This window comes from Pseudomonas sp. WAC2, from assembly GCF_030403525.1.
GTDB classification, from domain to species: Bacteria; Pseudomonadota; Gammaproteobacteria; order Pseudomonadales; family Pseudomonadaceae; genus Chryseomonas; species Chryseomonas luteola.
On record NZ_JAUEPD010000003.1, the window covers coordinates 359,762 to 386,264 of the forward strand.

General features: G+C 55.1%; 25 protein-coding genes. 15 read left to right on the forward strand and 10 right to left on the reverse strand.

What is annotated here, in order from left to right; all coding sequences use genetic code 11:
* Nucleotides 1–1,026: a LysM peptidoglycan-binding domain-containing protein gene (locus QWJ10_RS08865; protein ID WP_289925622.1), complete on the reverse strand. Its 1,026-nt coding sequence runs from the start codon at nucleotides 1,024–1,026 to the stop codon at nucleotides 1–3.
* A gap of 143 nt (nucleotides 1,027–1,169) precedes the next feature.
* Here QWJ10_RS08865 and def point away from each other — a divergent pair, with 143 nt between their 5' ends.
* The 4 genes from def to QWJ10_RS08885 all read left to right on the forward strand — a co-directional run bounded on the left by def (nucleotide 1,170) and on the right by QWJ10_RS08885 (nucleotide 4,382).
* Nucleotides 1,170–1,682 (forward strand): peptide deformylase, encoded by a 513-nt coding sequence (gene def, locus QWJ10_RS08870; protein ID WP_289925623.1) that lies wholly within the window; start codon nucleotides 1,170–1,172, stop codon nucleotides 1,680–1,682.
* Between the two features lie 123 nt (nucleotides 1,683–1,805).
* Nucleotides 1,806–2,750: a methionyl-tRNA formyltransferase gene (gene fmt / locus QWJ10_RS08875; RefSeq protein WP_289925624.1), complete on the forward strand. Its 945-nt coding sequence runs from the start codon at nucleotides 1,806–1,808 to the stop codon at nucleotides 2,748–2,750.
* Nucleotides 2,747–4,054: a 16S rRNA (cytosine(967)-C(5))-methyltransferase RsmB gene (gene rsmB / locus QWJ10_RS08880; protein ID WP_019366490.1), complete on the forward strand. Its 1,308-nt coding sequence runs from the start codon at nucleotides 2,747–2,749 to the stop codon at nucleotides 4,052–4,054. The genes fmt and rsmB overlap by 4 nt, the downstream gene beginning before the upstream one ends.
* A 13-nt stretch (nucleotides 4,055–4,067) precedes the next feature.
* The gene (locus tag QWJ10_RS08885; RefSeq protein ID WP_125888038.1) at nucleotides 4,068–4,382 is read left to right on the forward strand and encodes a hypothetical protein; all 315 of its coding nucleotides are present in this window, start codon (nucleotides 4,068–4,070) and stop codon (nucleotides 4,380–4,382) included.
* Nucleotides 4,383–4,395: 13 nt separating this feature from the next.
* Here the strand turns inward: QWJ10_RS08885 and QWJ10_RS08890 are convergent, their stop codons facing one another.
* The 4 genes from QWJ10_RS08890 to QWJ10_RS08905 all read right to left on the reverse strand — a co-directional run bounded on the left by QWJ10_RS08890 (nucleotide 4,396) and on the right by QWJ10_RS08905 (nucleotide 7,649).
* Entirely contained in the window at nucleotides 4,396–4,662 is a 267-nt protein-coding gene (locus QWJ10_RS08890) for a PilZ domain-containing protein (protein ID WP_010796356.1), read from the reverse strand.
* A 34-nt stretch (nucleotides 4,663–4,696) separates the two neighbouring features.
* Entirely contained in the window at nucleotides 4,697–6,016 is a 1,320-nt protein-coding gene (locus QWJ10_RS08895; RefSeq protein ID WP_010796355.1) for an Nramp family divalent metal transporter, read from the reverse strand.
* A gap of 120 nt (nucleotides 6,017–6,136) precedes the next feature.
* Nucleotides 6,137–7,024, reverse strand: coding sequence for a lysophospholipid acyltransferase (locus QWJ10_RS08900; RefSeq protein WP_122044697.1), 888 nt, complete (start codon nucleotides 7,022–7,024; stop codon nucleotides 6,137–6,139).
* A 55-nt stretch (nucleotides 7,025–7,079) separates the two neighbouring features.
* Entirely contained in the window at nucleotides 7,080–7,649 is a 570-nt protein-coding gene (locus tag QWJ10_RS08905) for a DNA-3-methyladenine glycosylase I (protein WP_289925625.1), read from the reverse strand.
* Nucleotides 7,650–7,751: 102 nt separating this feature from the next.
* Here QWJ10_RS08905 and glyQ point away from each other — a divergent pair, with 102 nt between their 5' ends.
* The 4 genes from glyQ to QWJ10_RS08925 are packed head-to-tail and all read left to right on the forward strand — an operon-like array spanning nucleotide 7,752 to nucleotide 12,072.
* Entirely contained in the window at nucleotides 7,752–8,702 is a 951-nt protein-coding gene (glyQ, locus tag QWJ10_RS08910) for a glycine--tRNA ligase subunit alpha (protein ID WP_026004032.1), read from the forward strand.
* Nucleotides 8,699–10,753, forward strand: a complete 2,055-nt coding sequence (glyS, locus tag QWJ10_RS08915; protein ID WP_289925626.1) for a glycine--tRNA ligase subunit beta — start codon at nucleotides 8,699–8,701, stop codon at nucleotides 10,751–10,753. The genes glyQ and glyS overlap by 4 nt, the downstream gene beginning before the upstream one ends.
* A 5-nt stretch (nucleotides 10,754–10,758) precedes the next feature.
* The gene (gene gmhB / locus QWJ10_RS08920; RefSeq protein WP_219651306.1) at nucleotides 10,759–11,295 is read left to right on the forward strand and encodes a D-glycero-beta-D-manno-heptose 1,7-bisphosphate 7-phosphatase; all 537 of its coding nucleotides are present in this window, start codon (nucleotides 10,759–10,761) and stop codon (nucleotides 11,293–11,295) included.
* Nucleotides 11,296–11,298: 3 nt separating this feature from the next.
* On the forward strand, nucleotides 11,299–12,072 hold the full coding sequence (locus QWJ10_RS08925; protein ID WP_289925627.1) for a lysophospholipid acyltransferase family protein: 774 nt from the start codon (nucleotides 11,299–11,301) through the stop codon (nucleotides 12,070–12,072).
* 55 nt (nucleotides 12,073–12,127) lie between these two features.
* Here QWJ10_RS08925 and QWJ10_RS08930 read toward each other — a convergent pair whose 3' ends face one another.
* The 5 genes from QWJ10_RS08930 to dnaA form a co-directional block, all read right to left on the reverse strand.
* On the reverse strand, nucleotides 12,128–12,685 hold the full coding sequence (locus tag QWJ10_RS08930) for a GNAT family N-acetyltransferase (RefSeq protein WP_125888033.1): 558 nt from the start codon (nucleotides 12,683–12,685) through the stop codon (nucleotides 12,128–12,130).
* A 162-nt stretch (nucleotides 12,686–12,847) separates the two neighbouring features.
* On the reverse strand, nucleotides 12,848–15,268 hold the full coding sequence (gene gyrB, locus QWJ10_RS08935) for a DNA topoisomerase (ATP-hydrolyzing) subunit B (RefSeq protein ID WP_019366479.1): 2,421 nt from the start codon (nucleotides 15,266–15,268) through the stop codon (nucleotides 12,848–12,850).
* Complete coding sequence (recF, locus tag QWJ10_RS08940) at nucleotides 15,265–16,374, reverse strand: DNA replication/repair protein RecF (protein ID WP_019366478.1); 1,110 nt, start codon at nucleotides 16,372–16,374, stop codon at nucleotides 15,265–15,267. Before recF ends, gyrB begins: the two co-directional genes overlap by 4 nt.
* Before the next feature lie 12 nt (nucleotides 16,375–16,386).
* Nucleotides 16,387–17,490 (reverse strand): DNA polymerase III subunit beta, encoded by a 1,104-nt coding sequence (gene dnaN, locus QWJ10_RS08945; RefSeq protein ID WP_019366477.1) that lies wholly within the window; start codon nucleotides 17,488–17,490, stop codon nucleotides 16,387–16,389.
* A gap of 28 nt (nucleotides 17,491–17,518) precedes the next feature.
* On the reverse strand, nucleotides 17,519–19,012 hold the full coding sequence (gene dnaA / locus QWJ10_RS08950; protein ID WP_289925628.1) for a chromosomal replication initiator protein DnaA: 1,494 nt from the start codon (nucleotides 19,010–19,012) through the stop codon (nucleotides 17,519–17,521).
* 546 nt (nucleotides 19,013–19,558) lie between these two features.
* Between dnaA and rpmH the strand changes: the two genes are divergently transcribed.
* From rpmH to rsmG, 7 genes are all read left to right on the forward strand, one after another.
* Nucleotides 19,559–19,693, forward strand: coding sequence for a 50S ribosomal protein L34 (gene rpmH / locus QWJ10_RS08955; protein WP_010796343.1), 135 nt, complete (start codon nucleotides 19,559–19,561; stop codon nucleotides 19,691–19,693).
* 14 nt (nucleotides 19,694–19,707) lie between these two features.
* Nucleotides 19,708–20,115, forward strand: coding sequence for a ribonuclease P protein component (rnpA, locus tag QWJ10_RS08960; protein WP_010796342.1), 408 nt, complete (start codon nucleotides 19,708–19,710; stop codon nucleotides 20,113–20,115).
* Nucleotides 20,108–20,344 (forward strand): membrane protein insertion efficiency factor YidD, encoded by a 237-nt coding sequence (yidD, locus tag QWJ10_RS08965; RefSeq protein WP_073450114.1) that lies wholly within the window; start codon nucleotides 20,108–20,110, stop codon nucleotides 20,342–20,344. The genes rnpA and yidD overlap by 8 nt, the downstream gene beginning before the upstream one ends.
* A gap of 14 nt (nucleotides 20,345–20,358) precedes the next feature.
* The gene (gene yidC / locus QWJ10_RS08970; protein WP_019366474.1) at nucleotides 20,359–22,092 is read left to right on the forward strand and encodes a membrane protein insertase YidC; all 1,734 of its coding nucleotides are present in this window, start codon (nucleotides 20,359–20,361) and stop codon (nucleotides 22,090–22,092) included.
* Nucleotides 22,093–22,153: 61 nt separating this feature from the next.
* Nucleotides 22,154–23,521, forward strand: a complete 1,368-nt coding sequence (gene mnmE, locus QWJ10_RS08975) for a tRNA uridine-5-carboxymethylaminomethyl(34) synthesis GTPase MnmE (protein ID WP_289925629.1) — start codon at nucleotides 22,154–22,156, stop codon at nucleotides 23,519–23,521.
* Between the two features lie 437 nt (nucleotides 23,522–23,958).
* Complete coding sequence (gene mnmG, locus QWJ10_RS08980; RefSeq protein WP_026004031.1) at nucleotides 23,959–25,851, forward strand: tRNA uridine-5-carboxymethylaminomethyl(34) synthesis enzyme MnmG; 1,893 nt, start codon at nucleotides 23,959–23,961, stop codon at nucleotides 25,849–25,851.
* 2 nt (nucleotides 25,852–25,853) lie between these two features.
* Nucleotides 25,854–26,501, forward strand: coding sequence for a 16S rRNA (guanine(527)-N(7))-methyltransferase RsmG (rsmG, locus tag QWJ10_RS08985; RefSeq protein ID WP_289925815.1), 648 nt, complete (start codon nucleotides 25,854–25,856; stop codon nucleotides 26,499–26,501).
* Nucleotides 26,502–26,503: the final 2 nt, after the last annotated feature.

Sequence of the window (26,503 nt, forward strand, 5' to 3'; positions counted from 1 at the left end):
TTAGGGGTTACGGACCTTGTCCAGAACCGAGAGCTGACGAGTCGCATTCAGGACCAGGCCATAGCTGAGCTTGTCATAGGTGCGAAAGATCATTAGCAGACCAGAGCGCTCGTCGGGCACCTTGACGTTATCACCCGTTACCCGGTCGCGTACGGTTTCGCCGGTCTTGTAGACAGCCAGTACGTTGCCTTCGACCAGCCCGTCACGCATACCCTTGTTGATGATAACCACATCGAACTGGCCGATCTGGGTAACACCACGCGGAACATCAAGAATGATTCCGTTGATGTCCCTGTCGGGTGCACTGGGCATAAAGGTAGAGTTGACGACACGCTGCTCGGTGGGGAACAGGCGATCGCCCAGGCGAACCTCTTCATTGGTGCGGCTGAGCACCAGCGTGGTCATGTCGCCTTCAGAGGTCACCTTGTCGCCGCTACCGATATAATCGGCGTTAATGCCCAGAAATTCTTCAGTCTGGGGATCTTTATACGCTTTTCCCTGCCGATAAATACTGTAGGCAGGCTGGTCCTCGGTGAAGTGGCCACGTGCGTAGACTCGATCACCGGCGCCACTGACAACACGCTCGGCATTGCCGGCCACGATATAGGGGGCGTTCCTGAATTGATTGGCATCATCGATCACACGGTTCGACAGCAGGAAGCTGTTGATGGCCTCCAGCGGAATCGTCGGTATCGCTTCGGCAATCGGTGTCGACCGGATGGTAGGCGACAGTTTGATCGTGCCGCGGGGCTCGCCACGGTTGAGCATCAGCCGAGGCTGCCCGTCCACGTAGACAAGACTCAGTCTATCGCCGGGATAGATCAAATGCGGGTTTTCGACCTGTGGGTTGGCATGCCATATTTCTGGCCACTGCCAGGGCTTGCTCAAAAACTTGCCGGAAATATCCCAAAGGGTATCGCCGCGCACCACCATGTAACTGTCTGGATGCCCCTGGCGCAACTGTACGTCGGCCTGCACCCAACTGCTAGCCGCCACCAGCAACAGGGCGAACAACGATTTCCTCATCCGGTGAATCCCTTTACTATGTGCAATATGCAAAAAAACCCTGAGGGAATGCCCCAATCACTCCCTGGCGGGGCTGTTAAATCAACGCTGCTGCATCTTAGCAGTGCCTTTCGAATTTATTCCACACGTGCTTCACACACATCATGGCCCTTTTAAATATCCTAGAATTCCCTGATCCCCGCTTGCGTACTATCGCCAAGCCGGTTGCGAAGGTGGACGATGCCCTTCGTCAGGTGATCGATGACATGTTCGAAACCATGTACGAAGCACCTGGCATAGGATTGGCCGCTACCCAAGTCAATGTTCACAAGCAGCTGATCGTCATCGATATCAGTGAAGACAAGAGTCAGCCGCTCGTGTTCATCAACCCCAAACTAGAACCCCTGACCCAGGATCTGGGCGAGTACCAGGAAGGCTGCCTGTCCGTGCCGGGCTTCTACGAGAAAGTAGAGCGGCCCGAGCGCGTCAAGGTGAATGCCCTTGATCGTAACGGCGAGCCGTTCGAGATGATCTGTGAAGGTCTGCTGGCTGTGTGCATCCAGCATGAGGTCGACCACCTCAACGGTAAGCTGTTTGTGGACTATCTGTCCTCGCTCAAGCGTGACCGCATCAAGAAAAAGCTGGAAAAGCAGCACCGTATCCAGCAGAACGCCTGATTGCTCTGAAAAGGCCTGCAGCAGCAGGCCTTTTTCATTCTGGTGCCAAGACCTCTATCCTATGCAAGACTCGTCTTTATAGTAGCGAGCAGTTGCTGCCTTGTACTGATCCATGAGAGCCCCATGACTCAACCGTTGCGTATTGTCTTTGCTGGTACACCAGAATTTGCCGCCCGCCATCTGCATGCCTTGTTAAGGGTAGGCTACTCGATAGCCGCCGTGTATACACAACCTGACCGTCCGGCCGGACGAGGGCAGAAACTGGCGATGAGCCCCGTCAAGCAGCTGGCGGAATCTCACAATATTCCGGTGTATCAACCTCAGACGCTACGCAACGCTGATGCACAGGCAGAGCTTGCAGCCCTTAAGCCTGATCTTCTGATCGTCGTAGCCTACGGGTTGATTCTGCCTCAAGCTGTCCTGGATATTCCGCGCCTGGGCTGCATTAACAGCCATGCCTCGCTATTGCCTCGCTGGCGAGGGGCTGCGCCAATTCAACGTGCCATCGAAGCGGGCGATGCCGAAACGGGCGTCACGATCATGCGGATGGAAGCGGGCCTGGATACCGGTCCCATGCTGAGCAAGGTAAGCACACCGATTACCGCCGAGGACACCGGTGGCAGCTTACATGATCGTCTCGCCTTACTCGGCGCAGAAGCGGTTGTCGAAGCCATTCCTGCGCTGGCGGCCGGTACGTTGCCAGACAAGCTGCAAGACGATGCCTTGGCAACCTACGCTCATAAGCTTAATAAGGAAGAAGCCAAGCTGGACTGGAGTCGTCCTGCTGTCGATCTGGAACGGCTGATTCGTGCCTTCAACCCATGGCCGTTATGCCACAGCACACTGGCGGGAGAGGGCGTAAAAATCTACGCAGCAACAGTAGTAGACGGTAACGGACAGCCAGGTGAGATTCTGGAGGCCAGCCGTGAAGGCTTACGGGTTGCCTGTGGTGAAGGCGCGTTGCTGTTAACGCGTATACAGTTTCCTGGCGGTAAACCGCTCGCGTTTGCTGACTTGTTCAATGCCCGCCGTGAGCGCTTTGCCGCAGGTCAGGTACTTGGCTTATGAGTCTTAATCCCCGTCTTGCTGCGGCTCGGGCACTGGCTGCCGTACTGGCAGGCCGCGCCTCGCTGGGTAGCAGCCTGCCAGCCCAACAGGACAAGGTTGATCCACGAGATCGTGCGCTGGTTCAGGAGCTGGCTTTTGGTACCGCTCGCTGGCAACCCCGGTTGGCTCTGTTGGCCGAGAAGCTGTTACAAAAACCGTTCAAGGCAGCGGACCGCGATGTCGAGGCGCTGCTGCTGGTTGGTCTGTATCAGCTTTTTTACACCCGCGTGCCTGCCCATGCAGCTTTAGGTGAAACAGTAGGCTGCGCGGACAAGCTTAAAAAGCCTTGGGCAAAAAGCCTGCTTAATGCAGTGCTGCGCCGTGCCCAGCGCGAAGGCGAAGATCTGCTGGCAGGTCTTGAGCGTGACCCGGCCGCCCGGCTGTCGCATCCACGCTGGCTGCAGAAAGAACTCAAGGCCCGCTGGCCGGAGCAGTGGGAAGCGATCTGCCACGCCAACAATTTGCATCCGCCGCTTATGCTGCGGGTAAACCATCGCCTGGGAACGCGCGATGCCTACCTGGCTGAACTGGTCGCCGCCGGTATCGAGGCCGAAGCCTGCGCCTACAGCGAGGACGGTATTCGCCTGGTGGTCGCTCAGGACGTTAAAATCCTGCCGGGCTTTGCCGAGGGACGCGTCAGCGTTCAGGACGAAGCCGCGCAACTATCAGCCTTGCTGCTGGAATTGGCCCCAGATCAACGTGTCCTGGATGCCTGCTGCGCACCGGGCGGCAAGACGTGCCATATCCTTGAGCGGGAAGAGCGGCTGGCAGAGGTTGTGGCGATCGACGCGGAAGCGTCGCGTCTGGTGCGTGTGCGTGAAAACCTCAGCCGCCTCAATCTCTCTGCCAACCTGATCGCTGCCGATGGCCGTGCGGTGGACAGCTGGTGGGACGGCAAACCGTTTCAGCGCATCCTGCTGGATGCACCCTGTTCAGCCACCGGAGTTATCCGTCGTCATCCCGACATCAAGCTCACCCGCAAGCCCGAAGACATCCCAGCCCTAGCCCAACTGCAGGCCGAACTCCTGGATGCACTCTGGCCCACGCTGGAGGTGGGAGGCATTCTGCTGTACGCCACGTGCTCGGTAATGCCGGTCGAAAATACCGACAACATCGGCGCGTTTCTAGCCCGAACACCGGGTGCTCGAGAGCTGGATATTCCAGCCCCCTGGGGAATCAAACAGCCCCACGGGCGGCAGCTACTTCCTCAGGAAAATGGCCACGACGGGTTCTACTACGCCAAGCTGATCAAGATCGCTAAATAAGAGGGAAATGCCCATGCTCGAATCATTGGAAAAGATGTTGGCCAAAGGCATGGATAACCCCATGTTGCGTTTCGGGCTGGGCAAGGGCTATCTGGATGCCGGAAATGCCGTGCAGGCCGCTATACACCTTCAACGCTGCGTAGAGCAGGATGCCCACTATTCGGCCGCCTGGAAGCTGCTCGGCAAGGCACTGGAACAACAGGGAGACAGTGAAGGTGCCCGCGCGGCTTGGCAGTCAGGCCTGACTGCTGCGCAGACCAAAGGCGATAAGCAGTCGGAAAAGGAAATGACTGTTTTCCTGAAACGCTTGGACAAGAAGAAGGGCTAAGCCAACGCAGGGTTTACCCACGTAGAAAGCGAAAGCCTGCACCGAGCGCATCCACACGCATCAACTCCATGTCGACAACAGGCGCCTCGATGGGCAGGTCCAGCACCTGTCCCTGTACCCGCGTTCCCACAGGCCACTCCGTCAGCGTCTCGTGCTGCACATAGACGCCACCGTCGGAAAGGTCACGCGTCTGGCAGATCAGCTCGCCAAAGTCCGGGTGCGTAATGCGCAACCGGCACTTCATGGCTACACGGGGGTGGCGTCTCTGATTGATACCCATCAGGCTCTCCTACTTACTGCTTTTCCGTCTGTCATCAGAATAACCACTGCACCAGAAGCCACAGGTTGGCGAGACTGATGATACCGAACAGAAACCAGGCCAGCAGCTTGGTATAGGTGCGATTAGCAAAAGGGCCCATGAGTTTCGTATCGCTCGTCATGCGAATGAGCGGGTAGAGCGCAAAGGGAAGCTGCAGACTCAGGACAACCTGACTCAGCACCAATAGCTTGCCCACGGAACCCTCGCCCAACCACCACACGCCAATCAGCGCCGGGACCAGGGCCATGGCGCGTGTGGCCAATCGCTGCTGCCAGCAGGGAATCTTGAGTTGCAGATACCCTTCGAGGATGACCTGTCCGGCTACCGTCCCGGTAAAGGTCGAGCTTTGTCCCGAAGCCAGCAGCGCCACACCAAACAAAATGCTGGCGAGCGCACCGCCAACCAGCGGATCGAGCAGGTGGTACGCATCCTGAATCTCGACCACATCCGTATGGCCGGTACGATGGAATGCCGAAGCGGCCAGAATCAGGATCGCCGCATTGATCAGCAGGGCCAGCGCCAGCGAGCCGATGGTATCGAAACGCGCAAGCCGAATGGCCTCCAGCCGGCTGGCCTGATCCTTCGCCACCAGACGTGTCTGCACCACCGAAGAGTGCAAATAGAGGTTGTGCGGCATGACGGTCGCGCCCAGGATGCCGATCGCCAGATACAAGGGCTCCTGATGAGCGATCGCCTCCCAGGACGGTACGAAGCCTTTCGCCACGTCGGGCCAGAATGGATTGACCAGCATCAGCTCGATAAAGAAGCAGATACCGATCGTGGCGGCCAGCCCCAGCATGATGGCTTCCAACTGACGGAACCCTCGACGCTGCAAGCTCAGGATCAACAAAGTATCGAAGGCCGTCAGGATGATCCCTGTGGTTAGCGAGCACCCAAGCAGCAGATGAAATGCCAACGCGCATCCCAGCACCTCCGCCAGATCGGTGGCGATGATGGATATCTGTGCCAATGCCCAGTGCGTCTTGGCTGTCCGCGGGCTGTATCGCTCGCGAGAGAGCTGCGCCAGATCGCGGCCAGTGGCAAGCCCCAGACGCGCGCATAGGCACTGAACCACCATGCCGGCCAGGCTGGCCAGCAACACCACAAACAAGAGGCTGTAGCCAAAGCGGGAGCCTGCCTCGATGGCGGTCGCCCAGTTGCCAGGATCCATGTAACCGATCGAGACCAGAAGGCCCGGACCTGCAAACTGGAAAGCCTTGCGCCAGAAGGGCGCACCGGGCGTGACAGGCACCGACCCACTGACCTCGGAGGGACAGAAGGGTGCTGTAGCAATTTTGGGAATTGAGAATTTCACCTGTTGCTCTCGATCAGTAAGACGGTTTGCCTGTATCAAGGCCTGGTCTGGACCCGAACGGACCAGGCATCACACTTGGCTGGATATCAATGATTGACCACACAAGTGCATGGAATACACTCAGTACCAGCGAGGCTCGCCATCCGGGCGGTTTTTGAAGCGCTTCATGCTCCACATGTATTGCGTAGGATAGGTACTGACGTAACGCTCCAGCGCCTTGCTCATGGCGGCCACGGACACTTCCGGATCCTTGTCATACATTTCCGGTGGAGCAGCCTCGAGAATCACCTTGTAGCCACTGCCATCCGGCAGGCGCACCGCATGGAAGAACACCCCCCGCGCCTTACCCTTGGCCAACAGCGACGGCACAAATTTGCTGGTCAGCGCCGTAGTGCCGAGGAAGGGCACGAACAGCCCCGCACTTCGGCTAGGCTCGGGATCGGCCGGAATACCCACGGCGCCGCCCCGACGCACCTCCTTGATCACACTGATGATGCCTTCCGGGGTAGAAGGTGCCACACGGTTGCCCAGTTGAACCCGCTGTTTCTTCAGGAGCTCATCCACTGCTTTCAGCTTGGGCGGACGGTAGAAAATGATCGGCTTGGCATGGGAGCAATAAAAGTGGTTGAGCAACTCCCAGTTACCCAGATGGCTGGTAATGCCCACAAGGCCATCGCCTGAAGCCAATGCCTCCTGCAGCACGTCCATGCCTTCCACTTCACGAATCAGCTTGAGCGAGCGCTCTGCTGGCCAGATCCAGGCACAGGCGCTTTCGGTCAGGGTCTTGCCGATACCAGCCAGGCACTCCTTGGAGAAGTGCTCCAGCGCTTCGCCCTCAAGCTCTGGATAACAATGGGCCAGATTGATCCGGGTCACCTTGCCGGCACGTGTCGGCAGTTTCCACATGCACCAGCCAATGAAGGAACCCAGCCGCTGCACCATAGACCAAGGCAATAGGGCCAACAGACGCAAGAAGCCGACAATCAGCGCGCCTTTGAGCTTTTCCAAGAGCAACTCCCACAAGCATAAAACCCACTATTGTACTGCCGCACGCCGGGGCTGATCAGCCTTTCGGCATCTGATCACCACACAACACGGCGTAACGGTCGCAGTCCGTCGTGTGATCCATCACCAGCCCGGCGGCCTGCATATAGGCATAACAGATGGTCGGGCCGACAAACGTGAAGCCTGCCTTCCTGAGCGCCTTGCTCATCGCCTCAGCCTCAGGCGTGATGGCAGGGACCTCGCTGCGATCGCGGAAATGGTTGATCTTTGGCTCACCACCGACGAACGACCAGAGAAACGTCACCGGATCCTCCAGGCGCAGCCACGCCTGGGCGTTTTGCCGGGCAGCCTTGAGCTTCATCCGGTTGCGAATGATGCCTGCATCCTGCATGCGTACCTCAATCTCCTCATCGGTCATGGCCGCCAGTTGCCCAGGGTCGAAACCGAACAGCACCTCGCGATAGCGGGCGCGTTTTTTCAGAATCGTGATCCACGATAATCCCGCCTGGAAGCCTTCCAGCACCAGCAACTCGAACAGCCGCTGCGGATCTTTCAGCGGTATTCCCCACTCCTGATCGTGGTAGGCGATATACAGCGGATCGTCAGTACACCAGTAGCAACGCGGCATGAGGACTCCCTAATGGTCAGAACAGGCCGTTCACCTAAATATCATCCGAGTCTAATCGGTTATACTGCCTGACTTTTACCGTCTCCAGCACAGGTGAACGCCGTGACTTCGACTCCACCCGCCGTGCGCACCTTCCAGGATCTGATCCTCGCCCTGCAAAACTACTGGGCGGAGCAGGGCTGCGTTGTTTTGCAGCCCTATGACATGGAAGTCGGCGCCGGTACGTTCCATACCGCCACGTTCCTTCGCGCCATCGGCCCGGAAACCTGGAACGCCGCCTACGTACAACCCAGCCGCCGTCCAACCGACGGTCGCTACGGCGAAAACCCCAACCGCCTGCAGCACTACTACCAATTCCAGGTAGTCCTGAAGCCCAACCCGGAAAACTTCCAGGAGCTTTACCTCGGCTCCCTGAAGGCCATCGGCCTTGACCCGCTCGTCCATGACATCCGCTTCGTGGAAGACAACTGGGAATCGCCCACCCTGGGTGCCTGGGGTCTGGGTTGGGAAGTCTGGCTGAACGGCATGGAAGTTACCCAGTTCACGTACTTCCAGCAGGCCGGTGGCATCGAGTGCTATCCAGTGACCGGTGAGATTACTTATGGCCTGGAACGTCTGGCCATGTACCTGCAGGGCGTCGACTCGGTCTATGACCTGATCTGGACTGATGGTCCATTCGGTACCGTGACCTATGGCGATGTGTTCCACCAGAACGAAGTGGAACAGTCTACCTACAACTTCGAACATGCCAATGTGCCCAAGCTGTTCGAGCTGTTCGACTTTTATGAGTCGGAAGCAAATCGCCTGCTTGAGCTCGAATTGCCATTGCCGACCTATGAAATGGTGCTGAAGGCCTCGCATACCTTCAACCTGCTGGACGCCCGTCGCGCTATCTCCGTAACCGAGCGCCAGCGCTATATCCTGCGCGTCCGTACTCTGGCCCGCGCCGTGGCACACAGCTACCTCAAGGCCCGTGCACGCCTTGGCTTCCCCATGGCCACGCCCGAACTGCGTGACGAAGTACTCGCCAAACTCAAGGAGGCCGAACAATGAGCGCCCAGGATTTCCTCGTCGAACTTGGCACCGAAGAGCTGCCACCCAAGGCCTTGAAGAGCCTGGGCGAAGCCTTCCTGGCCGGTATCGAGAAAGGGCTCAAGGCGGCCGGGCTGAACTACACCGGCGCCCGCTATTACGCTGCACCGCGCCGTTTGGCCGTGCTGATCAACCAGCTAGATGAGCAGCAACCTGATCGCAGCGTCAATCTGGACGGCCCGCCGGTCAAGGCAGCCTTTGATGCCGACGGCAACCCTACACAGGCGGCGCAGGGTTTCGCTCGCAAGTGCGGCGTGGATATCAGCGAAATCGACCGTAGCGGTCCGAAGCTTCGTTTCTCCCAGACAATTCAGGGTCAACCAGCCGGCACCCTGTTGCCCGGGATTGTCGAAGCTTCCCTGAGTGAACTGCCTATTCCCAAGCGCATGCGCTGGGCCGCCCGTCGTGAAGAATTTGTTCGTCCAACCCAGTGGCTGGTCATGCTGTTTGGCAATGACGTACTGGATTGCGAAATCCTGGCCCAGACAGCCGGCCGCGAATCCCGTGGTCACCGCTTCCATAGCCCAGGCAGCGTAAACATCACGGCTCCCGCCAACTATGCTGAAGACCTTCGCGCAGCCTATGTGCTGGCCGATTTTGCCGAACGTCGCGAGTTGATCGAGCGCCGCGTCAATGAACTGGCCGCTGAACAGCGGGGCAATGCCGTCGTGCCGGCGGAGCTGCTGGATGAAGTGACCGCGCTGGTCGAATGGCCGGTACCTCTGGTGTGCTCGTTCGAGGAGCGTTTCCTCGAGGTTCCCCAGGAAGCCCTCATCGCCACCATGCAGGACAACCAGAAGTATTTCTGCCTGCTGGACGCTAACGGCAAGCTCCTGCCGCGTTTCATCACAGTGGCAAACGTCGAAAGCAAAGACCCGACCCAGATCGTCTCTGGAAACGAGAAGGTCGTTCGTCCGCGTCTGACCGATGCCGAATTCTTCTTCAAGCAGGACAAGAAGCAGCCACTGGAGCACTTCAACGAGCGATTGAAGAATGTGGTCTTCCAGGCTCAACTTGGCACTGTCTATGAGAAGTCCGAGCGTGTTTCCCAGCTGGCGGCATACATCGCCGAACAACTGGGCAGCGACGTAGAGAAAGCAGCACGCGCCGGCATCCTGGCCAAGTGCGATCTGGCTACCGAAATGGTGGGTGAATTCCCTGAAATGCAGGGCGTCGCTGGCTATTACTATGCACTGCATGGCGGTGAAGCCGAAGACGTTGCGCACGCGTTGAACGAGCAATACATGCCCCGCGGTGCAGGAGCTGAATTGCCTCGTACCGCTACAGGCGCCGCTGTTGCATTGGCAGACAAGTTCGATACCCTGGTTGGTATCTTCGGCATCGGCATGCTGCCCACCGGTAGCAAGGACCCATTCGCACTGCGCCGTCAGGCCCTGGGTGTGCTGCGCATCCTGATCGAAAAACAGCTGGACCTCAGTATTCCGGCTGCGATCGACAAGGCCATCGAACTGTACGGTGATAAGGTCAAAGCGGGCGATCTGGCTCAGCAGGTACAGGATTTCATCTTTGACCGCCTGCGCGCGCGCTATGAGGATGAAGGCGTTGCCGCTGAAGTCTATCTGTCTGTACGCGCCCTGAAACCCAACTCAGCACTGGACTTTGATCAGCGGGTGCAGGCCGTTCAGGCTTTCCGTGGCTTGCCGGAAGCCGCTTCGCTGGCAGCAGCCAACAAGCGTGTATCCAACCTTCTGGGCAAGGCCGAAGGCATGGTACTGGCCCAGGTCGATGCCAAGCTCTTCGAACACGACGCCGAGCGGGTATTGCTCGAAGCAATCACTGATGCCGAGCAGAACGTCGAGCCGCTGTCGCTGGCACGTAACTACCGCGAAGCACTCAACCGCCTGGCAAGTCTGCGTGAACCGGTCGATAGCTTCTTTGATCAGGTACTGGTAAACGCTGAAGACGAGCATATCCGCGCAAACCGCTACGCGCTCCTGGCACGTCTACGGGCACTGTTCCTGGGCATTGCTGATATCTCGTTGCTGGGTTGATTGATATGAAGCTGATCGTGCTGGACCGGGATGGCGTCATCAATCAGGATTCCGACGCGTTTGTTAAATCGGTTGAGGAATGGATTCCGATCCCGGGCAGTATCGAAGCCATGGCCCGATTGAGCCAAGCCGGCTGGAAGGTGGCGATTGCCACCAACCAGTCTGGTATTGCGCGCGGGCTGTTCGATGGCGAGACACTGGGGGCCATGCACGAAAAGCTCAAGCAGCTGGTGAGCGGGCAGGGCGGCCATGTCGATCTGATCGTTCACTGCGCCCACGGCCCAGATGACGGCTGTGACTGTCGCAAGCCAAGCCCGGGTATGTTCCGCCAGGTGGCACAGCATTACGGCATGACCGACCTGACCGGGGTTCCTGTGGTCGGTGACAGCCTGCGTGATCTGACCGCTGGTATTGCCGCGGGCTGTACGCCTTACCTTGTGAAAACAGGGAAGGGTGAGCGAACCTTGCAGAAGCCGCTCCCGGAAGGAACACAGGTCTTTCCCGATCTGGCGGCTGTTGTACAACATCTCCTACAGGACTAATCCATGCGCGTCCTGCGTACTGTGATCTTCTATATTCTCCTTGGCACCAGCGGCATCATCTGGTCGTGTGTATCCCTGCTGATCGCTCCGCTGCTTTCCTATCGAGCGCGCTATCGCTTTATCGTCAAGGCCTGGACGGGTTTTGCCGTTTGGCTGGCCAAGGTGGTTTGCGGTATCCGTTATGAGATTTCAGGGCTTGAGAATATTCCCAAGACACCCTGCATCATCATTGCCAACCACCAGAGCACCTGGGAAACCTTTTTCCTGTCTGCCCTGTTTGAGCCCACCTCACAGGTGATCAAGCGCGAGTTGCTCAAGGTACCGTTCTTCGGCTGGGCTTTTGCTTTGCTCAAGCCAATCGCTATCGATAGAAACAATGGCAAGGTTGCCCTTCAGCAGATTACCGAACAAGGCGGACGCTACATCAAGCAAGGCTGCTGGGTACTGATTTTTCCCCAAGGTACTCGTGTATCGCCGGGTGAAACTGGCAAGTTTTCTCGCGGTGGCGCTGCGCTGGCCTGTGCGTTGAACGTGCCGGTACTTCCTATCGCTCACAACGCCGGTGAATACTGGCCAAACAAGAGCTGGGTCAAGCGTCCCGGCACCATCAAAGTCATTATTGGTCCGGCCCTATCGCCCAATGGCTCTGATCCCCGTGCGATTGTAGACCTCAATACCCGTAGTCAATCCTTTATCGATCAAGCGCTGGCCTCTATATCCCCTGTGCATAACTCAGCGTTGACTGACCCTCCAGTCAGGCCCGCTACTAATAGTTGATCAGGTCAAAAAACAAAACCCGGGATAACCGGGTTTTTTTATGCACAGATGAAAATTATACAGAGGTCTGTTTCCATTCCTTTCGAAGCAAGCCATACATCATCACATCCTCGAATTGCTCTGCCTTGTGCATATCTTCGCGCCGGCACCCTTCATAGCTCATGCCTAGCTTTTCCAGCACTCTGATAGATGCGCGGTTTCGCTTGAAGCACTCGCCGAAGATCCGATTGAGTCCAAGCGTAGTAAAACCATATTCAATTACCACCCTTGCTGCCTCGCTACAGTAACCCTGATTCCAGTAGGCTTTGCCTATCCAGTAAGCCAAGCCAGCTTTTCGATGAGGAGAGCCGAAACCGCTCAGGCTTATCGTTCCAATCAACGCAGCATGTTCTTGAAGCACAACGGCCAGATTAAGGCTTCGTCCTTCCATAAACCAACGTTCATGATTGGAGATCCAGTGCTCTGCCAGTTCAAGGGTATAAGGCGAGGGCAGCGTCCCGGTCATGGAAGCAATATCGGGATTGTCAGCCAGCAGATAATGAAAAGGCGCATCGGCAGGGACATACGGCCTTAGCTGCAAACGATGTGTTTTCAACAAGGGAAGAGAAGACATGTGTTAACTCGGCTGTGTATAACTTTGAGATATACACAAGCTGTGTTACCAGCAGATTTCCAACACAGCTGTGGAAAATCAACGCATGGTATTGGTGTTGTTAAAGTTAAGCCCAATAAAAAAGGCCAACGTCTCCGTTGGCCTTTTGACTACTACGAGCGGTCAGACGTCCAGGTTCGATACTGCCAAAGCATTGCTTTCAATAAAGTCGCGACGCGGCTCTACCTGATCGCCCATCAGGGTATTGAAGATCTGGTCAGCAGCAATAGCGTCTTCAATCGTGACACGCAACATGCGACGTACATTCGGATCCATTGTGGTTTCCCACAACTGATCCGGATTCATCTCGCCCAAGCCCTTATAGCGCTGGATGCTGTAGCGTTTCGCTGTCTCGCCCATTAGCCACTCAAGAGCCTCACGGAAAGTAGAGACTGCCTTGCGGCGCTCGCCACGCTTCACATAAGCGCTGTCTTCAAGCAGGTTGTTGATCTGAGCGCCCAGCGTCGTGATCTGACGATAGTCATTGCTACCGAAGAAATCCCGGTTGAAGGTGACATAACTTGAGAGCCCGTGCGCTTTGGTCTCAACCTCTGGCAGCCAAAGATGACGTTCACGGTCTTCACGCAAGTTGACTTCGTAGGCAAGACCGGAGCGCTCATTGGTCTTCAGACGCGTACGCAGCATGTCGATCCATGCGTTCATCGCCGCTTGGTCAGCCAGTTGCTCCAATTCAACACGAGGCAGGTAAAGCATGTGCTCGCTGATATCCGACGGATACAGGCGGGACAGTCGCTTGAGTGACTTCATCACCGTACGATAGCTGTTCACCATTTTCTCCAGCTCAACGCCGGAAAGTCCTGGAGCATGCTCATTCACGTGCAGGCTGGCATCTTCAAGGGCGGTCTGCGTGAGGTATTCCTCCATCGCCTCGTCGTCCTTGATGTATTGCTCCTGCTTGCCACGCTTGACCTTATACAGCGGAGGCTGAGCGATATAGATATAACCACGCTCGATCAACAGGGGCATCTGACGGAAGAAGAACGTCAAGAGCAGCGTACGGATGTGCGAGCCGTCAACATCAGCATCGGTCATGATGATGATATTGTGATAACGCAGCTTATCGATGTTGAATTCTTCACGGCCAATGCCGCAGCCCAGCGCTGTAATCAGCGTACCGACTTCAGCAGAAGACAGCATCTTGTCAAAGCGCGCCTTCTCCACGTTCAGGATCTTGCCCTTTAGTGGAAGAATGGCTTGCGTACGGCGGTTACGGCCTTGCTTCGCCGAACCGCCTGCGGAGTCACCCTCCACGATGTACAGTTCTGACAGGGCAGGGTCCTTTTCCTGACAGTCTGCCAGCTTACCGGGCAGACCTGCGATATCCAGAGCGCCCTTACGGCGGGTCATTTCGCGTGCCTTGCGCGCCGCTTCACGAGCGCGTGCCGCATCGATCATCTTGCCGACAACCGCTTTGGCTTCACCGGGATTTTCGAGCAGGAAATCAGCGAATTGCTTACCCATTTCCTGTTCTACTGCAGTCTTCACTTCAGAAGAAACCAATTTATCCTTCGTCTGGGAAGAGAACTTGGGATCCGGAACCTTAACGGAAATAATTGCCGTCAAGCCTTCACGCGCATCGTCACCTGTAGTCGCAACCTTGAACTTCTTGGCCAGTCCTTCCGCCTCGATATAGGTGTTCAGGTTACGGGTCAGCGCTGAACGGAAACCGGCAAGGTGAGTACCGCCATCACGCTGAGGAATGTTGTTGGTAAAGCAGAGAATGTTTTCGTTGAAACTGTCATTCCACTGCAACGCCACTTCCACGCCGATACCGTCTTCGCGGTCACCTACGTTGAAGTGGAACACCTGATTGACAGGCGTTTTGTTAGTGTTGAGATAATCAACGAATGCACGCAGTCCGCCTTCGTATTTGAACATCTCCTCCTTTCCCGAGCGCTCGTCTCGCAGCAGAATGCCCACGCCCGAGTTCAGAAAGGACAGTTCGCGCAAACGCTTGGCCAGAATATCCCAGCTGAAATGGATGTTACTGAAGGTCTCGGCTGACGGCTTGAAATGGATTTGAGTGCCGGTCCCGTCCGTTTCACCAATCGCCTTGAGAGGCTCCTGCGGAACGCCGTGGACATAGACCTGTTCCCAAACCTGACCGAGTCGACGGATCGTCAGGCGCAGCTCTTCAGACAAAGCGTTTACAACGGACACACCTACACCGTGCAAGCCGCCAGATACTTTGTAAGTGTTATCGTCGAACTTACCGCCTGCGTGCAGCACCGTCATGATGACTTCTGCTGCCGAAACGCCTTCTTCCTTGTGGATATCGACCGGAATTCCACGTCCATTGTCGCGGACGGTTATGGACTCATCCGTGTGGATAGTAATGGTAATTTCATCACAATGCCCCGCTAGGGCCTCGTCGATAGAGTTATCGACAACTTCGAATACCATGTGATGCAAGCCGGTACCGTCATCGGTATCGCCGATGTACATTCCCGGACGCTTGCGAACTGCATCCAGTCCCTTCAGTACCTTAATACTGGAGGAATCGTAAGTCTGGTTCTCGCTCATGCTTTACTCCCAACGCTTGGGGTCTGCGTAATGGATCCCTGTTCAACATGGAACAAGGCCACTGGCGTGTCGTCTTGCCAGTTGGATTCCAATGATTCTTTCTCGACACACGTGATAAAGATCTGGCAGTTAAGGCCTTCCAGCAAACGGCATAATGCCTTGCGGTGCTGTTCATCCAATTCGGAAGGCAAATCATCTACCAGATAGACACACTGGCCGCGCTTGACTCGATTGATTAATCTTCCCTGTGCAATTCTCAATGCACAGACCACCAGTTTTTGCTGGCCACGCGACAGGATATCTGCCGCGTTGTGGCTACCTAGCCTAATTCGTAGATCGGCTCTCTGCGGACCGGCCTGCGTATGTCCAAGCTGCATGTCTCGGGTCAAGGACGCCGTCAACACATCCTGCAGCTCGCGGTCTTTGTCCCAGCCGCGGTAATAACTGAACGTCAGGTTTTCAATATCGACCAGCTCTTCCAGAGCAGCCTGAAACTCAGGTTTGAGCTCTGTAATATAGGCTCGCCGAAACGCATCGATTTCGTTGCTGGCTTGCGTCAGTTCTCTGTCCCACGCCTGTTGCGAGGCAGGATCCATTTTACCATGTCGCAGCCATGAGTTCCGCTGTCTTAGCGCTTTCTGAAGCCTTTGCCACACTTGTAGAAAACGCGGTTCCACGTGGAACACACCCCAGTCTATAAACTGCCGCCTGATCTTTGGGCTTCCTTCAAGCAATCGAAAACTGTCAGGATTGATCAGCTGAATCGGCAGAGTTTCAGCAAGTTGGGCGGTACTTCGAGCATTCTGCCCATCGATACGAATAGTGAAATCACCATTACGCTCACGCTGGACGCCCAGACTACTGACGCCATCACTAGGCAAGCTGACCTGGCCAAAGACCGTACAGGCGGCTTGCTCGTTCTGGATAACGGGTGACAATCGGGTGCTACGAAACGAGCGAGCAAGTCCTAGCAGATGGATACTCTCCAATACACTGGTCTTGCCGCTACCGTTGTCGCCGTAGAGGATATTGATCCGCGGGGAAGGCGTCAGCGTCACCGTGTGCAGGTTACGCACAGCGGTGACGGTCAGGCGGATAAGGGACATCGCGCCTCGAGATTACAGACGCATCGGCATGATGACGTAAGAGGACTCGTCATTGCCGGCTTCCTGAACCAACGCACTGCTATTGGAATCGGAAAGGGTAATGCGTACCTGGTCCGTCGTCATGACGCCCAGGACGTCGAGCAAATAGCTTACGTTGAATCCGATTTCCAGATCGGCACCAGCATAATCCACCTGCAACTCTTCTTCAGCTTCTTCCTGTTCAGGGTTGTTGGCCTGAATCTTCAGCTGATCGGTTACCAGCTGGAGGCGAATACCACGGTATTTTTCATTAGAAAGGATAGCCGTACGGCTGAACGCCTCCCGTAACAGCTGACGCTCACCAGTCAGAACCTTGTCACCGTTGCGTGGCAGTACACGCTCGTAGTCAGGGAATTTCCCGTCGACCAGCTTTGAAGTAAAGGTAAAGTCAGCGGTCGTCGCTCGAATGTGGTGCTGGCCCAACGTAACATTGACCGGCTCCTCAGGCTCGAGCAGCAACCGTGACAACTCCAGGATACCTTTACGCGGCACAATTACCTGATGACGACCTTCGTACTGGATTCCCGCTTCCTGTACGCACATGGCAAGACGGTGTCCATCGGTCGCAACTGCACGTAAATGGCCTTCGCTGACCTCAAGCAGCATACCGTTCAGATAGTAACGGACATCCTGCTGAGCCATGGCAAATCCAGTGCGGTCGATAAGACGGCGCAACTTGCTTTGCGGCAGGCTGAAGCTCATCGATCCGGGACCTTCCTCAACGGTAGGGAAGTCATTGGCCGGCAATGTGGATAATGTAAAGCGACTGCGGCCAGCTTTGACGAGCAGCTTCTGCTCATCGGTCCGAATATCGATCAGGGCATCGCTTGGCAAACTCTTGCAAATATCCATGAGTTTGCGAGCCGGTACGGTAATCTCGCCAGACTCAGCTTTGTCTTCGAGCGTTACACGGCCGATCAGCTCAACCTCAAGGTCAGTACCTGTCAAGGACAGTTCCTGGCCCTGGACCACCAGCAGCACGTTGGACAGCACCGGTAATGTCTGCCGACGCTCCACGACACCAGCCACGAGCTGCAATGGTTTCAACAAGGCTTCGCGTTGAATAGTGAAATGCATGGTCTTGTCCCTTGCCAAGTGCTTCTGATCAGGTCGTCAGTGTGCGCAATAGATTTTTGTAGTCCTCGCGAATATCAGCGTCGGACTCTCTGAGTTCGGCAATCTTACGACAAGCGTGCAGCACTGTCGTGTGATCGCGCCCGCCAAAGGCATCACCTATTTCTGGCAGGCTGTGATTGGTCAATTCCTTCGACAGGGCCATCGCCACCTGGCGAGGACGAGCGACGGAACGGGAACGTCGCTTCGACAACAGATCGGCAATCTTGATCTTGTAATATTCAGCAGCCGTTCGCTGGATATTTTCAATGCTAACCAGTTTGTCCTGAAGCGCCAGCAGATCCTTGAGCGACTCGCGAATCAGCTCGATCGTAATTTCTCGCCCCATGAAATGAGCATGGGCGATGACACGCTTGAGTGCACCCTCAAGCTCTCGAACGTTCGAGCGAATCCGCTGGGCGATAAAGAAGGCAGCGTCATGGGGAAGGTCTACCTTCGCCTGGTCTGCCTTCTTCATGAGAATGGCCACTCGCGTTTCCAGCTCAGGCGGTTCGACAGCTACTGTCAGCCCCCAGCCGAAACGCGACTTGAGGCGTTCTTCAAGCCCATCGATTTCCTTGGGGTAACGATCACTTGTCAGAATAACCTGCTGTCCGCCTTCAAGCAGGGCGTTGAACGTATGAAAGAATTCTTCCTGTGAACGCTCCTTGCGTGCGAAGAACTGGATATCGTCGATCAGCAAGGCATCAACGGAGCGATAAAAACGCTTGAATTCATTGATGGCATTCAGCTGTAGGGCTTTCACCATGTCAGCCACGAAACGCTCCGAATGCAGATACACAATCTTGGCATTGGGATTACGCTTGAGCAGATGGTTGCCCACTGCATGCATGAGGTGCGTCTTGCCCAAGCCAACCCCTCCATAAAGGAAGAGAGGGTTGTATCCATGCTTGGGGTTGTCCGCAACCTGCCAGGCTGCAGCACGAGCCAGCTGGTTGGACTTACCCTCGACAAAATTCTCGAAAGTAAAAGTACGATTGAGGTAGCTCGTATGCTTGAGCGCCCCTTCTACCTGAACGTTGCGCTCGGTCTTGTTGGCGACCAGAGGCGCTGGCTGCGGATCGGCATCATCAGCGATCGGCATCTCGATCTGCTGCACTGATGTTTCAGGCTCGGCAACCGGATCTCGACCCGTAGACTCAGGTAATGAAGGTGTATTGGATGCGACAGGAGCAGGCGGCGCCGTCATGGAAGGCGCTCGCGTAGGTTTGCTGCTCTTGCGACTTCCAATCAGCAGAGTCAGCTCGGGTACCAACCCATCATCGGATTGCTCCTCAAGCAGCTCAAGCAACCGGCTAACGTACTTTTCATTTACCCAATCCAGTACGAACCGATTCGGCGCATAAACGCGTAGCTCGGCTCCTTCTGCTTCTATTTGCAGAGGGCGGATCCAAGTATTGAATTGCTGAGAAGGCAGCTCATCGCGCAGTACATCGACACAGCGCTGCCAAAGTTCAACTGACACAGTCACTCCAGAAAGAAAGTCACCCTGTTATTGCCTCTGTATATGAAGAAGCAACGTGTTCAGGCAAAGGTGAATGCAGCACGACATTGTACCGTCGCCCCTGTCACTTATCCACATCAACCATTCAATCAGTTAAATAGAGAACACAAAATCAAAAATCTTTACTGTGGATAAGCGCAGGTCGAAAGCGGTTTGTTAGTAGGGTAACTGCCTGTTGATAACTCAGCTGTGGCTAAGTGCCTTATATATCCACAGTTAGTATCCAGGCGCAGCACAGCAGTTCGACGGCTTTACCGCATAGTTATACAATGGCAGATGTGAGTAGGAATGGAGCATTCACGCTCTTATCCACAGGAAAGGGCTCCTACATACATTAACACTGTATCTATCTTCTTTTTAATTCGTTCTTTTGTTGTTTTTTGCTGAATTTTTATTGACAACCGGTGCTGTATGGAAATTGACCTATTCACTGGCTTTCTCTAGAATCGCCGGTCTATTTAAACGGGGTGATTTCGCCTCGCTTCGTTCACACCTAGGTAAATGACCATGAAACGCACTTTCCAACCCAGTACTTTGAAGCGCGCCCGTACTCACGGTTTCCGTGCTCGTATGGCTACCAAGAATGGCCGTCAGGTTCTATCCCGTCGTCGTGCCAAAGGCCGTAAGCGTCTGGCAGTCTGATAGCCCCGGTACAGGTGGTGAGTCGAGACTTCAGCCGCGAAAAACGGCTTCTGACTTCAAGACAGTTTCAAAATGTCTTCGACTCTCCCACTATCAAGGTTCCTGGTAATAGTGTTCTTCTGCTTGTACGTCAGAATGGCTTGTCGCATGCCCGCCTCGGGCTGGTGATAGGTAAGAAGAGCGTCAAGCTGTCAGTCGAGCGTAACCGGCTCAAGCGTGTCCTTCGAGATTCCTTTCGTCACCATCAGCACATGCTTGAAGGTCTGGATATCGTTGTGATTGCACGTAAGGGCTTCGGTGATATTGAGAATCCCGACTTGCATCAGCACTTGGGCAAACTCTGGAATCGTCTGGCACGTAAACAGCTACAAAAGACCGATCCTTCCGAACATTCGAAACAGGCAAACGGTTCTTATGCGTAAGCCGGCTCTGCTGCTTATCCGCTTCTACCGTTATGTCATCACACCGATGATGGCATCTCATTGCCGTTTCTATCCCAGTTGTTCAAACCATACGTCCCAAGTGATTGCGCTGTGCAATTTCTTGCACGATGGCTGGATGGCAATGCGCCAATGGCGTCTTTGCCATTTCAGGCTCGCTGATGGATATGATCCGGTACCAGCAGACCCATCCCAAGCACCGACCTCTTAGATGGCCGAGTAATCATGGATATAAAGCGCACGTTTCTCATCGCCGCTCTAGCGATTGTGTCTTACACAGCGGTGTTGCAATGGAATAAGGATTACGGCCAGCCCGAAACGCCTTCTTCAGCACAATCCTCCGCTGCGGCGCTGCCGACTGACACGCCAACAGACAATACTGCTGCGGCCGATGTTCCAACCGTTGCAGGCGAAAGCTCGACGAACGGAACGGCTCCACAGACTGTAAGTGGCAATGGTCAACCCATCCATGTCCGTACGGATGTCATGGATGTCACGATTGATCCCCGTGGTGGTGACATCGTCAAATTGGGACTTGTCCAGTATCCACGTCGCCAGGATCATCCGGATGTACCCTTCACCCTGTTTGATAATGGCAACGAACGTCTGTATCTGGCACAAAGTGGTTTAACTGGATCCAACGGTCCGGACGCACGTCAGACAGGCCGCCCTGTTTATCAGAGTGCACAGCAGAACTACGTATTGGCAGACGGTCAGGATCAACTGACTGTCGATCTGAACTTTGCTGAAAACGGCGTCAACTATGTCAAGCGCTTTACCTTCCATCGCGGGCTGAAGCTTGATTGCTCGGATACCGAAAAGGCACAGAAGAAAATTTCCTGCATCAACCCCAATGCCTATCAGGTGCAGGTCAGCTATGTCATCGACAACCAGAGCAGCCAGAACTGGAATGGTATTTTCTATGCACAGCTGAAGCGTGACTCCAGTGGTGATCCATCTTCCACAACAGCCACAGGGGTTTCGACTTACCTGGGCGCTGCTGTCGGAACGCCGGAGGAGCAATATCGCAAGGTGTCGATGAAAGATATCGACAAGCAGGCTCTGCAGGAAACGGCCAAGGGTGGTTGGGTCGCCTGGTTGCAGCATTACTTCGTGACGGCTTGGGTGCCCAACAAGGATGAGCAGCACCAGATCCAGGGTCGCAAGGACAGTCAGGGCAATTATCTGGTGGGCTTTACCGGTCCGCAGCTTAGCGTAGCACCGGGTACCCAGGCAGAAACATCGGCAACACTTTATGCTGGTCCAAAGCTGCAGGAATATCTGAAGGAGTTGTCCCCAGGTCTTGAATTGACCGTCGACTATGGTTTCCTGTGGTTCATTGCTCAGCCAATCTTCTGGCTGCTGCAACATATCCACAGCATCCTTGGAAACTGGGGATGGTCGATCATCGTGTTGACTATCATCATCAAGGCTATTTTCTTCCCGCTTTCTGCAGCCAGCTATCGTTCCATGGCTCGCATGCGTGCAGTTTCTCCGCGTCTTCAGGCGTTGAAGGAACAGTATGGTGATGATCGCCAGAAGATGTCCCAGGCGATGATGGAGCTGTACCGCAAGGAGAAGATCAATCCGCTGGGTGGCTGCCTGCCGATCCTCGTACAGATGCCGGTATTCCTGGCCTTGTACTGGGTTCTGCTGGAGAGTGTGGAAATGCGCCAGTCCCCCTGGATGTTCTGGATAACTGACCTTTCGTCCAAGGATCCTTTCTTCATCCTGCCGATCCTTATGGGCGGTACCATGCTGGTTCAGCAAATGTTGAACCCCACGCCTCCGGACCCTATGCAGGCCAAGATGATGAAGATGATGCCCATTATCTTTACCTTCTTCTTCCTGTGGTTCCCGTCTGGCCTGGTGCTGTACTGGATCGTGAACAACTGCCTATCGATCGCGCAGCAGTGGTATATCAATCGTCGGATCAATGGCACTGCCAAACCGGCCTGATAGCCTTACGCTTTACACAGCGCCCCTTTCGAGGGGCGTTGTGCATTCTGGAGAATGAAAAATGAATCCGATTCAAGACACCATTGCTGCCATCGCTACAGCCACAGGCCGAGGTGGGGTAGGTATCGTCAGGGTTTCCGGGCCTGCGGTAAGAATCATCGCAGAGACAATCTGTGGTGGCTCGTTAACACCTCGCCATGCTCATTATGGTCCCTTCAGGGATAGCGCCGGTCTTACCCTTGATGAGGGAATCGCCTTGTTCTTCCCAGGACCCCACTCTTTTACAGGAGAGGACGTTCTTGAACTTCAAGGCCATGGCGGTCCTGTCGTTCTGGATTTACTGCTCAAGGCTGTCATTGCGGTAGGTGCGCGTTCAGCCCGTCCGGGAGAGTTCAGCGAACGTGCCTTTCTCAACGATAAGCTGGACCTTGCCCAGGCAGAAGCTATCGCCGACCTCATCGAGGCGAGTTCCGAGCAAGCTGCCCGTAATGCGCTACGTTCATTGCAAGGGGCATTCTCCAAGCGAGTAGAAAGCCTGACGGAACAACTGATCCAGTTGCGGATTTACGTGGAGGCAGCCATCGACTTTCCCGAAGAGGAAATCGACTTCCTGGCGGATGGCCATGTGCTGGGCCTGCTCAACGGTGTGCGCCAGGAACTGGCGCAGGTGGAAAAAGAAGCTGGTCGTGGCGCACTGTTACGCGATGGCATGACGGTGGTGATTGCTGGGCGACCCAATGCAGGAAAATCGAGTCTTCTCAACGCGCTGGCAGGCCATGAAGCTGCCATTGTGACGGACATTGCAGGCACGACCCGCGATGTCTTACGCGAACACATCCATATCGACGGTATGCCATTACATGTCATCGACACGGCGGGATTACGGGACACTACCGATCGGGTTGAGCAGATCGGCGTACAGCGCGCCCTGAGTGCTATTGAGAGCGCCGACCGGATACTGCTGGTGGTAGATTCCACGGCACCCGAGGCTCGGAATCCCGATGCACTTTGGCCAGAGTTTCTGTCACAGCGACCTGATCAAAACAAAGTAACAGTCATCCGAAACAAAGCTGATCTTTCGGGTGAACCTATCGCGCTTCAGGAAACCTCAGAAGGTATTCATACCTTAAGCCTTAGTGCAATGACGGGTGAGGGCATCGAGCATCTTCGAGAGCACCTCAAAGCCTGCGTTGGATTTGAGCAGACTGCCGAAAGCAGTTTTAGCGCACGCCAACGTCATCTCGAAGCGTTACACACAGCCCGTCATTATCTGGAGCACGGGCACCAGCAACTCGTAGTGAATGGCTCTGGGGAGCTCTTGGCGGAAGACCTGAGAGTGGCGCAGCAGGCATTGGGCGAGATTACAGGAGCGTTCAGTTCCGATGATCTGCTAGGCAGGATCTTCTCCAGCTTTTGCATCGGCAAATAGCCGCGTTTCATCGATTCAAGAAGCCCCACGGGATTACCCGCTGGGGCTTTTTTTTGCCTGTTGATAACCCTAGCTGAGGTCTGAGCAGAAGTTAGGGCTTAAGCTGTTCTGAAAAGGTGCTGTTGGTAACCTTCCTAATTATCCACAGCTATTCACGAGCTTTCGATAAGGAGAGTGACAGGTTCTCCTCTGACTTATCATTGTCTGTAACGCCCTGTGGGTAAAGGCAAACGCACGTTATCCACAGAAAAGAGGCTCACCATACATAATCGCATTAACAAGCTTTTATATATTTCTTCCTTATTATTTCTATTACCTGATGCCACCAAGTCTGCAGTTGATCATTTTTTGTTCAAAAGGACTTCATAGTGAGCAGAGGAGCCCTTATACTTCTGCGCCTTCCCTAATCCCCTAACCAAACAGGCACGAGGTGCGTGGTGGATTTCCCTTCCCGTTTTGACGTCATAGTGGTCGGCGGCGGCCATGCCGGCACCGAAGCTGCACTTGCTGCTGCACGCATGGGTGTCAAAACTTTATTGCTGACCCACAATGTTGAAACATTGGGGCAGATGAGCTGCAACCCGGCTATTGGTGGTATCGGCAAGAGCCATCTAGTCAAGGAGATCGATGCCCTGGGCGGTGCGATGGCTTCGGCTACCGACAAAGCAGGCATCCAGTTCCGGATACTCAATAGCCGTAAAGGCCCTGCGGTGCGTGCAACGCGCGCCCAAGCCGATCGCGTCCTCTACAAGGCTGCAATCCGTTATATGCTGGAGAATCAGCCCAACCTGTGGATATTTCAGCAGGCCTGTGATGACTTGATTGTTGAACAGGATCAGGTCAGAGGCGTCGTTACCCAAATGGGACTACGTTTCCTTGGGGATAACGTTGTGTTGACCACAGGCACCTTTCTAGGTGGGCTTATCCACATAGGCCTGCAGAATTACTCAGGCGGCCGGGCAGGAGACCCACCTGCCAATGCATTGTCCACACGGCTTCGTGAGCAGCCACTGCGTGTATCACGGTTGAAAACCGGTACACCTCCACGCATTGACGGTCGTACAGTGGATTTCTCTGTCATGACGGAGCAGCCTGGGGATAAACCTCTGCCCGTAATGTCATTCATGGGGTCAGTGGATGAGCATCCTCAGCAGGTTAGCTGTTGGATAACTCATACCAACAGTCGGACCCATGACATCATCCGCAACAATCTTGATCGCTCGCCGATGTATTCAGGCGTTATCGAAGGGATTGGCCCACGCTACTGTCCATCGATCGAAGACAAGATCCACCGTTTCGCGGACAAGGACAGCCATCAGGTTTTCCTGGAGCCTGAGGGACTGACAACTCACGAGTTGTATCCCAATGGCATTTCCACATCCTTGCCCTTCGATGTTCAGCTGGAGTTGGTGCGGTCGATGCGGGGTATGGAAAATGCCCACATCCTGCGTCCCGGTTATGCCATCGAATATGACTTTTTCGACCCGCGTGATCTGAAATACAGCCTGGAAACCAAGGTCATTGGTGGACTCTTCTTTGCAGGTCAGATCAACGGAACGACAGGATACGAGGAAGCTGGCGCCCAGGGGCTACTGGCAGGTGCCAACGCAGCCTTGCGTGCACAGGGCAAGGACAGCTGGTGTCCACGTCGTGACGAAGCTTACTTGGGTGTATTGGTCGATGATTTGATCACGCTGGGTACGCAGGAACCGTATCGGATGTTTACCTCCCGTGCGGAATATCGACTGATTCTGCGTGAAGACAATGCGGATCTGCGACTGACCGAACAAGGTCGACAGCTCGGTCTGGTAGACGATGCTCGTTGGGAGGCGTTCTGCCTGAAGCGTGAGCGCATTACCCTTGAGGAGCAGCGCTTGAAGAGTACGTGGGTGCGTCCAGGGACTGTACAAGGTGATGCCATTGCTGAGCGCTTTGGTACACCGCTGACCCATGAGTACAATCTGCAAAGTCTTCTGAGCCGTCCGGAAATCGACTATGTCGGCTTGATGGAGGTAACCGGCGGTGTCATCGAAGACGCGCAGGTTGCCGAGCAGGTAGAGATCAAGACCAAATACGCAGGTTACATCGAGCGTCAGCAGGACGAAATCGAACGGCTGCGCAGCAGTGAAAGCATTCGTCTACCGGCGGATCTGGATTACACCGCCATATCCGGTTTGTCGAAGGAAATTCAGCACAAGCTGAGCCAGGGCCGTCCGGAAACACTTGGGCAGGCTTCGCGGATTCCCGGTGTAACGCCTGCAGCCATTTCCCTGTTGATGATTCACCTGAAAAAGCGTTCGGCCGGACGCCAGCTGGAGCAGATGGCTTGATGTTGGAAGGAATGATTCGTTACGGCGAGGAGCTTCGCTCAGGAGCTAAGTCTCTAGGTGTCGAGCTGTCTGATGAACAGGTTGAGAAATTGCTGGCCTACATGGGCCTGCTGCAAAAGTGGAATAAAGCCTATAACCTGACGGCAGTCCGTGATCCAGATGAAATGGTTTCACGTCACTTGCTTGATAGTTTAAGTGTTGTCCCCCATATCAGGGCTGGTCGATGGCTGGATGTAGGCAGTGGTGGGGGTATGCCGGGAGTCCCGCTAGCCATCCTGTTCCCGGAAAGCACTTTTACCGTTCTGGACAGCAACGGTAAGAAAACACGTTTTCTCACGCAGGCAAAAATTGAGCTCGGCTTGGATAACCTCCAGGTTATCCACAGCCGTGTAGAAGAATTCACGCCTGACTATCGTTTCACCGGGATTGTGTCGCGAGCGTTCAGCTCGCTCGCTGATTTCACAAACTGGACACGACATCTGGGTGATTCATTGACACAATGGCTCGCCATGAAAGGATTGCATCCTGAGGATGAGCTTGTAGCGTTGCCAACCGATTTTAAGGTTGAAGCAGAACACGCCTTGCAGGTTCCAGGTTGCCAAGGGCAGCGGCATCTATTGATACTGCGCCGCATTGTTGAAGAGGGGTAAAG

Excerpts from the sequence above, each read along its gene's own strand:
- def (WP_289925623.1), top strand. The coding sequence starts at position 1,170 with ATGGCCCTTTTAAATATCCTAGAATTCCCTGATCCCCGCTTGCGTACT.
- fmt (WP_289925624.1), top strand. The coding sequence starts at position 1,806 with ATGACTCAACCGTTGCGTATTGTCTTTGCTGGTACACCAGAATTTGCC.
- gmhB (WP_219651306.1), top strand. The coding sequence starts at position 10,759 with ATGAAGCTGATCGTGCTGGACCGGGATGGCGTCATCAATCAGGATTCC.
- yidC (WP_019366474.1), top strand. The coding sequence starts at position 20,359 with ATGGATATAAAGCGCACGTTTCTCATCGCCGCTCTAGCGATTGTGTCT.
- rpmH (WP_010796343.1), top strand. The coding sequence starts at position 19,559 with ATGAAACGCACTTTCCAACCCAGTACTTTGAAGCGCGCCCGTACTCAC.
- gyrB (WP_019366479.1), bottom strand. The coding sequence starts at position 15,268 with ATGAGCGAGAACCAGACTTACGATTCCTCCAGTATTAAGGTACTGAAG.
- yidD (WP_073450114.1), top strand. The coding sequence starts at position 20,108 with ATGCGTAAGCCGGCTCTGCTGCTTATCCGCTTCTACCGTTATGTCATC.
- QWJ10_RS08890 (WP_010796356.1), bottom strand. The coding sequence starts at position 4,662 with ATGGGTATCAATCAGAGACGCCACCCCCGTGTAGCCATGAAGTGCCGG.
- recF (WP_019366478.1), bottom strand. The coding sequence starts at position 16,374 with ATGTCCCTTATCCGCCTGACCGTCACCGCTGTGCGTAACCTGCACACG.
- QWJ10_RS08905 (WP_289925625.1), bottom strand. The coding sequence starts at position 7,649 with ATGCCGCGTTGCTACTGGTGTACTGACGATCCGCTGTATATCGCCTAC.
- mnmE (WP_289925629.1), top strand. The coding sequence starts at position 22,154 with ATGAATCCGATTCAAGACACCATTGCTGCCATCGCTACAGCCACAGGC.
- QWJ10_RS08925 (WP_289925627.1), top strand. The coding sequence starts at position 11,299 with ATGCGCGTCCTGCGTACTGTGATCTTCTATATTCTCCTTGGCACCAGC.
- glyS (WP_289925626.1), top strand. The coding sequence starts at position 8,699 with ATGAGCGCCCAGGATTTCCTCGTCGAACTTGGCACCGAAGAGCTGCCA.
- dnaN (WP_019366477.1), bottom strand. The coding sequence starts at position 17,490 with ATGCATTTCACTATTCAACGCGAAGCCTTGTTGAAACCATTGCAGCTC.
- QWJ10_RS08865 (WP_289925622.1), bottom strand. The coding sequence starts at position 1,026 with ATGAGGAAATCGTTGTTCGCCCTGTTGCTGGTGGCGGCTAGCAGTTGG.
- QWJ10_RS08930 (WP_125888033.1), bottom strand. The coding sequence starts at position 12,685 with ATGTCTTCTCTTCCCTTGTTGAAAACACATCGTTTGCAGCTAAGGCCG.
- QWJ10_RS08885 (WP_125888038.1), top strand. The coding sequence starts at position 4,068 with ATGCTCGAATCATTGGAAAAGATGTTGGCCAAAGGCATGGATAACCCC.
- rsmB (WP_019366490.1), top strand. The coding sequence starts at position 2,747 with ATGAGTCTTAATCCCCGTCTTGCTGCGGCTCGGGCACTGGCTGCCGTA.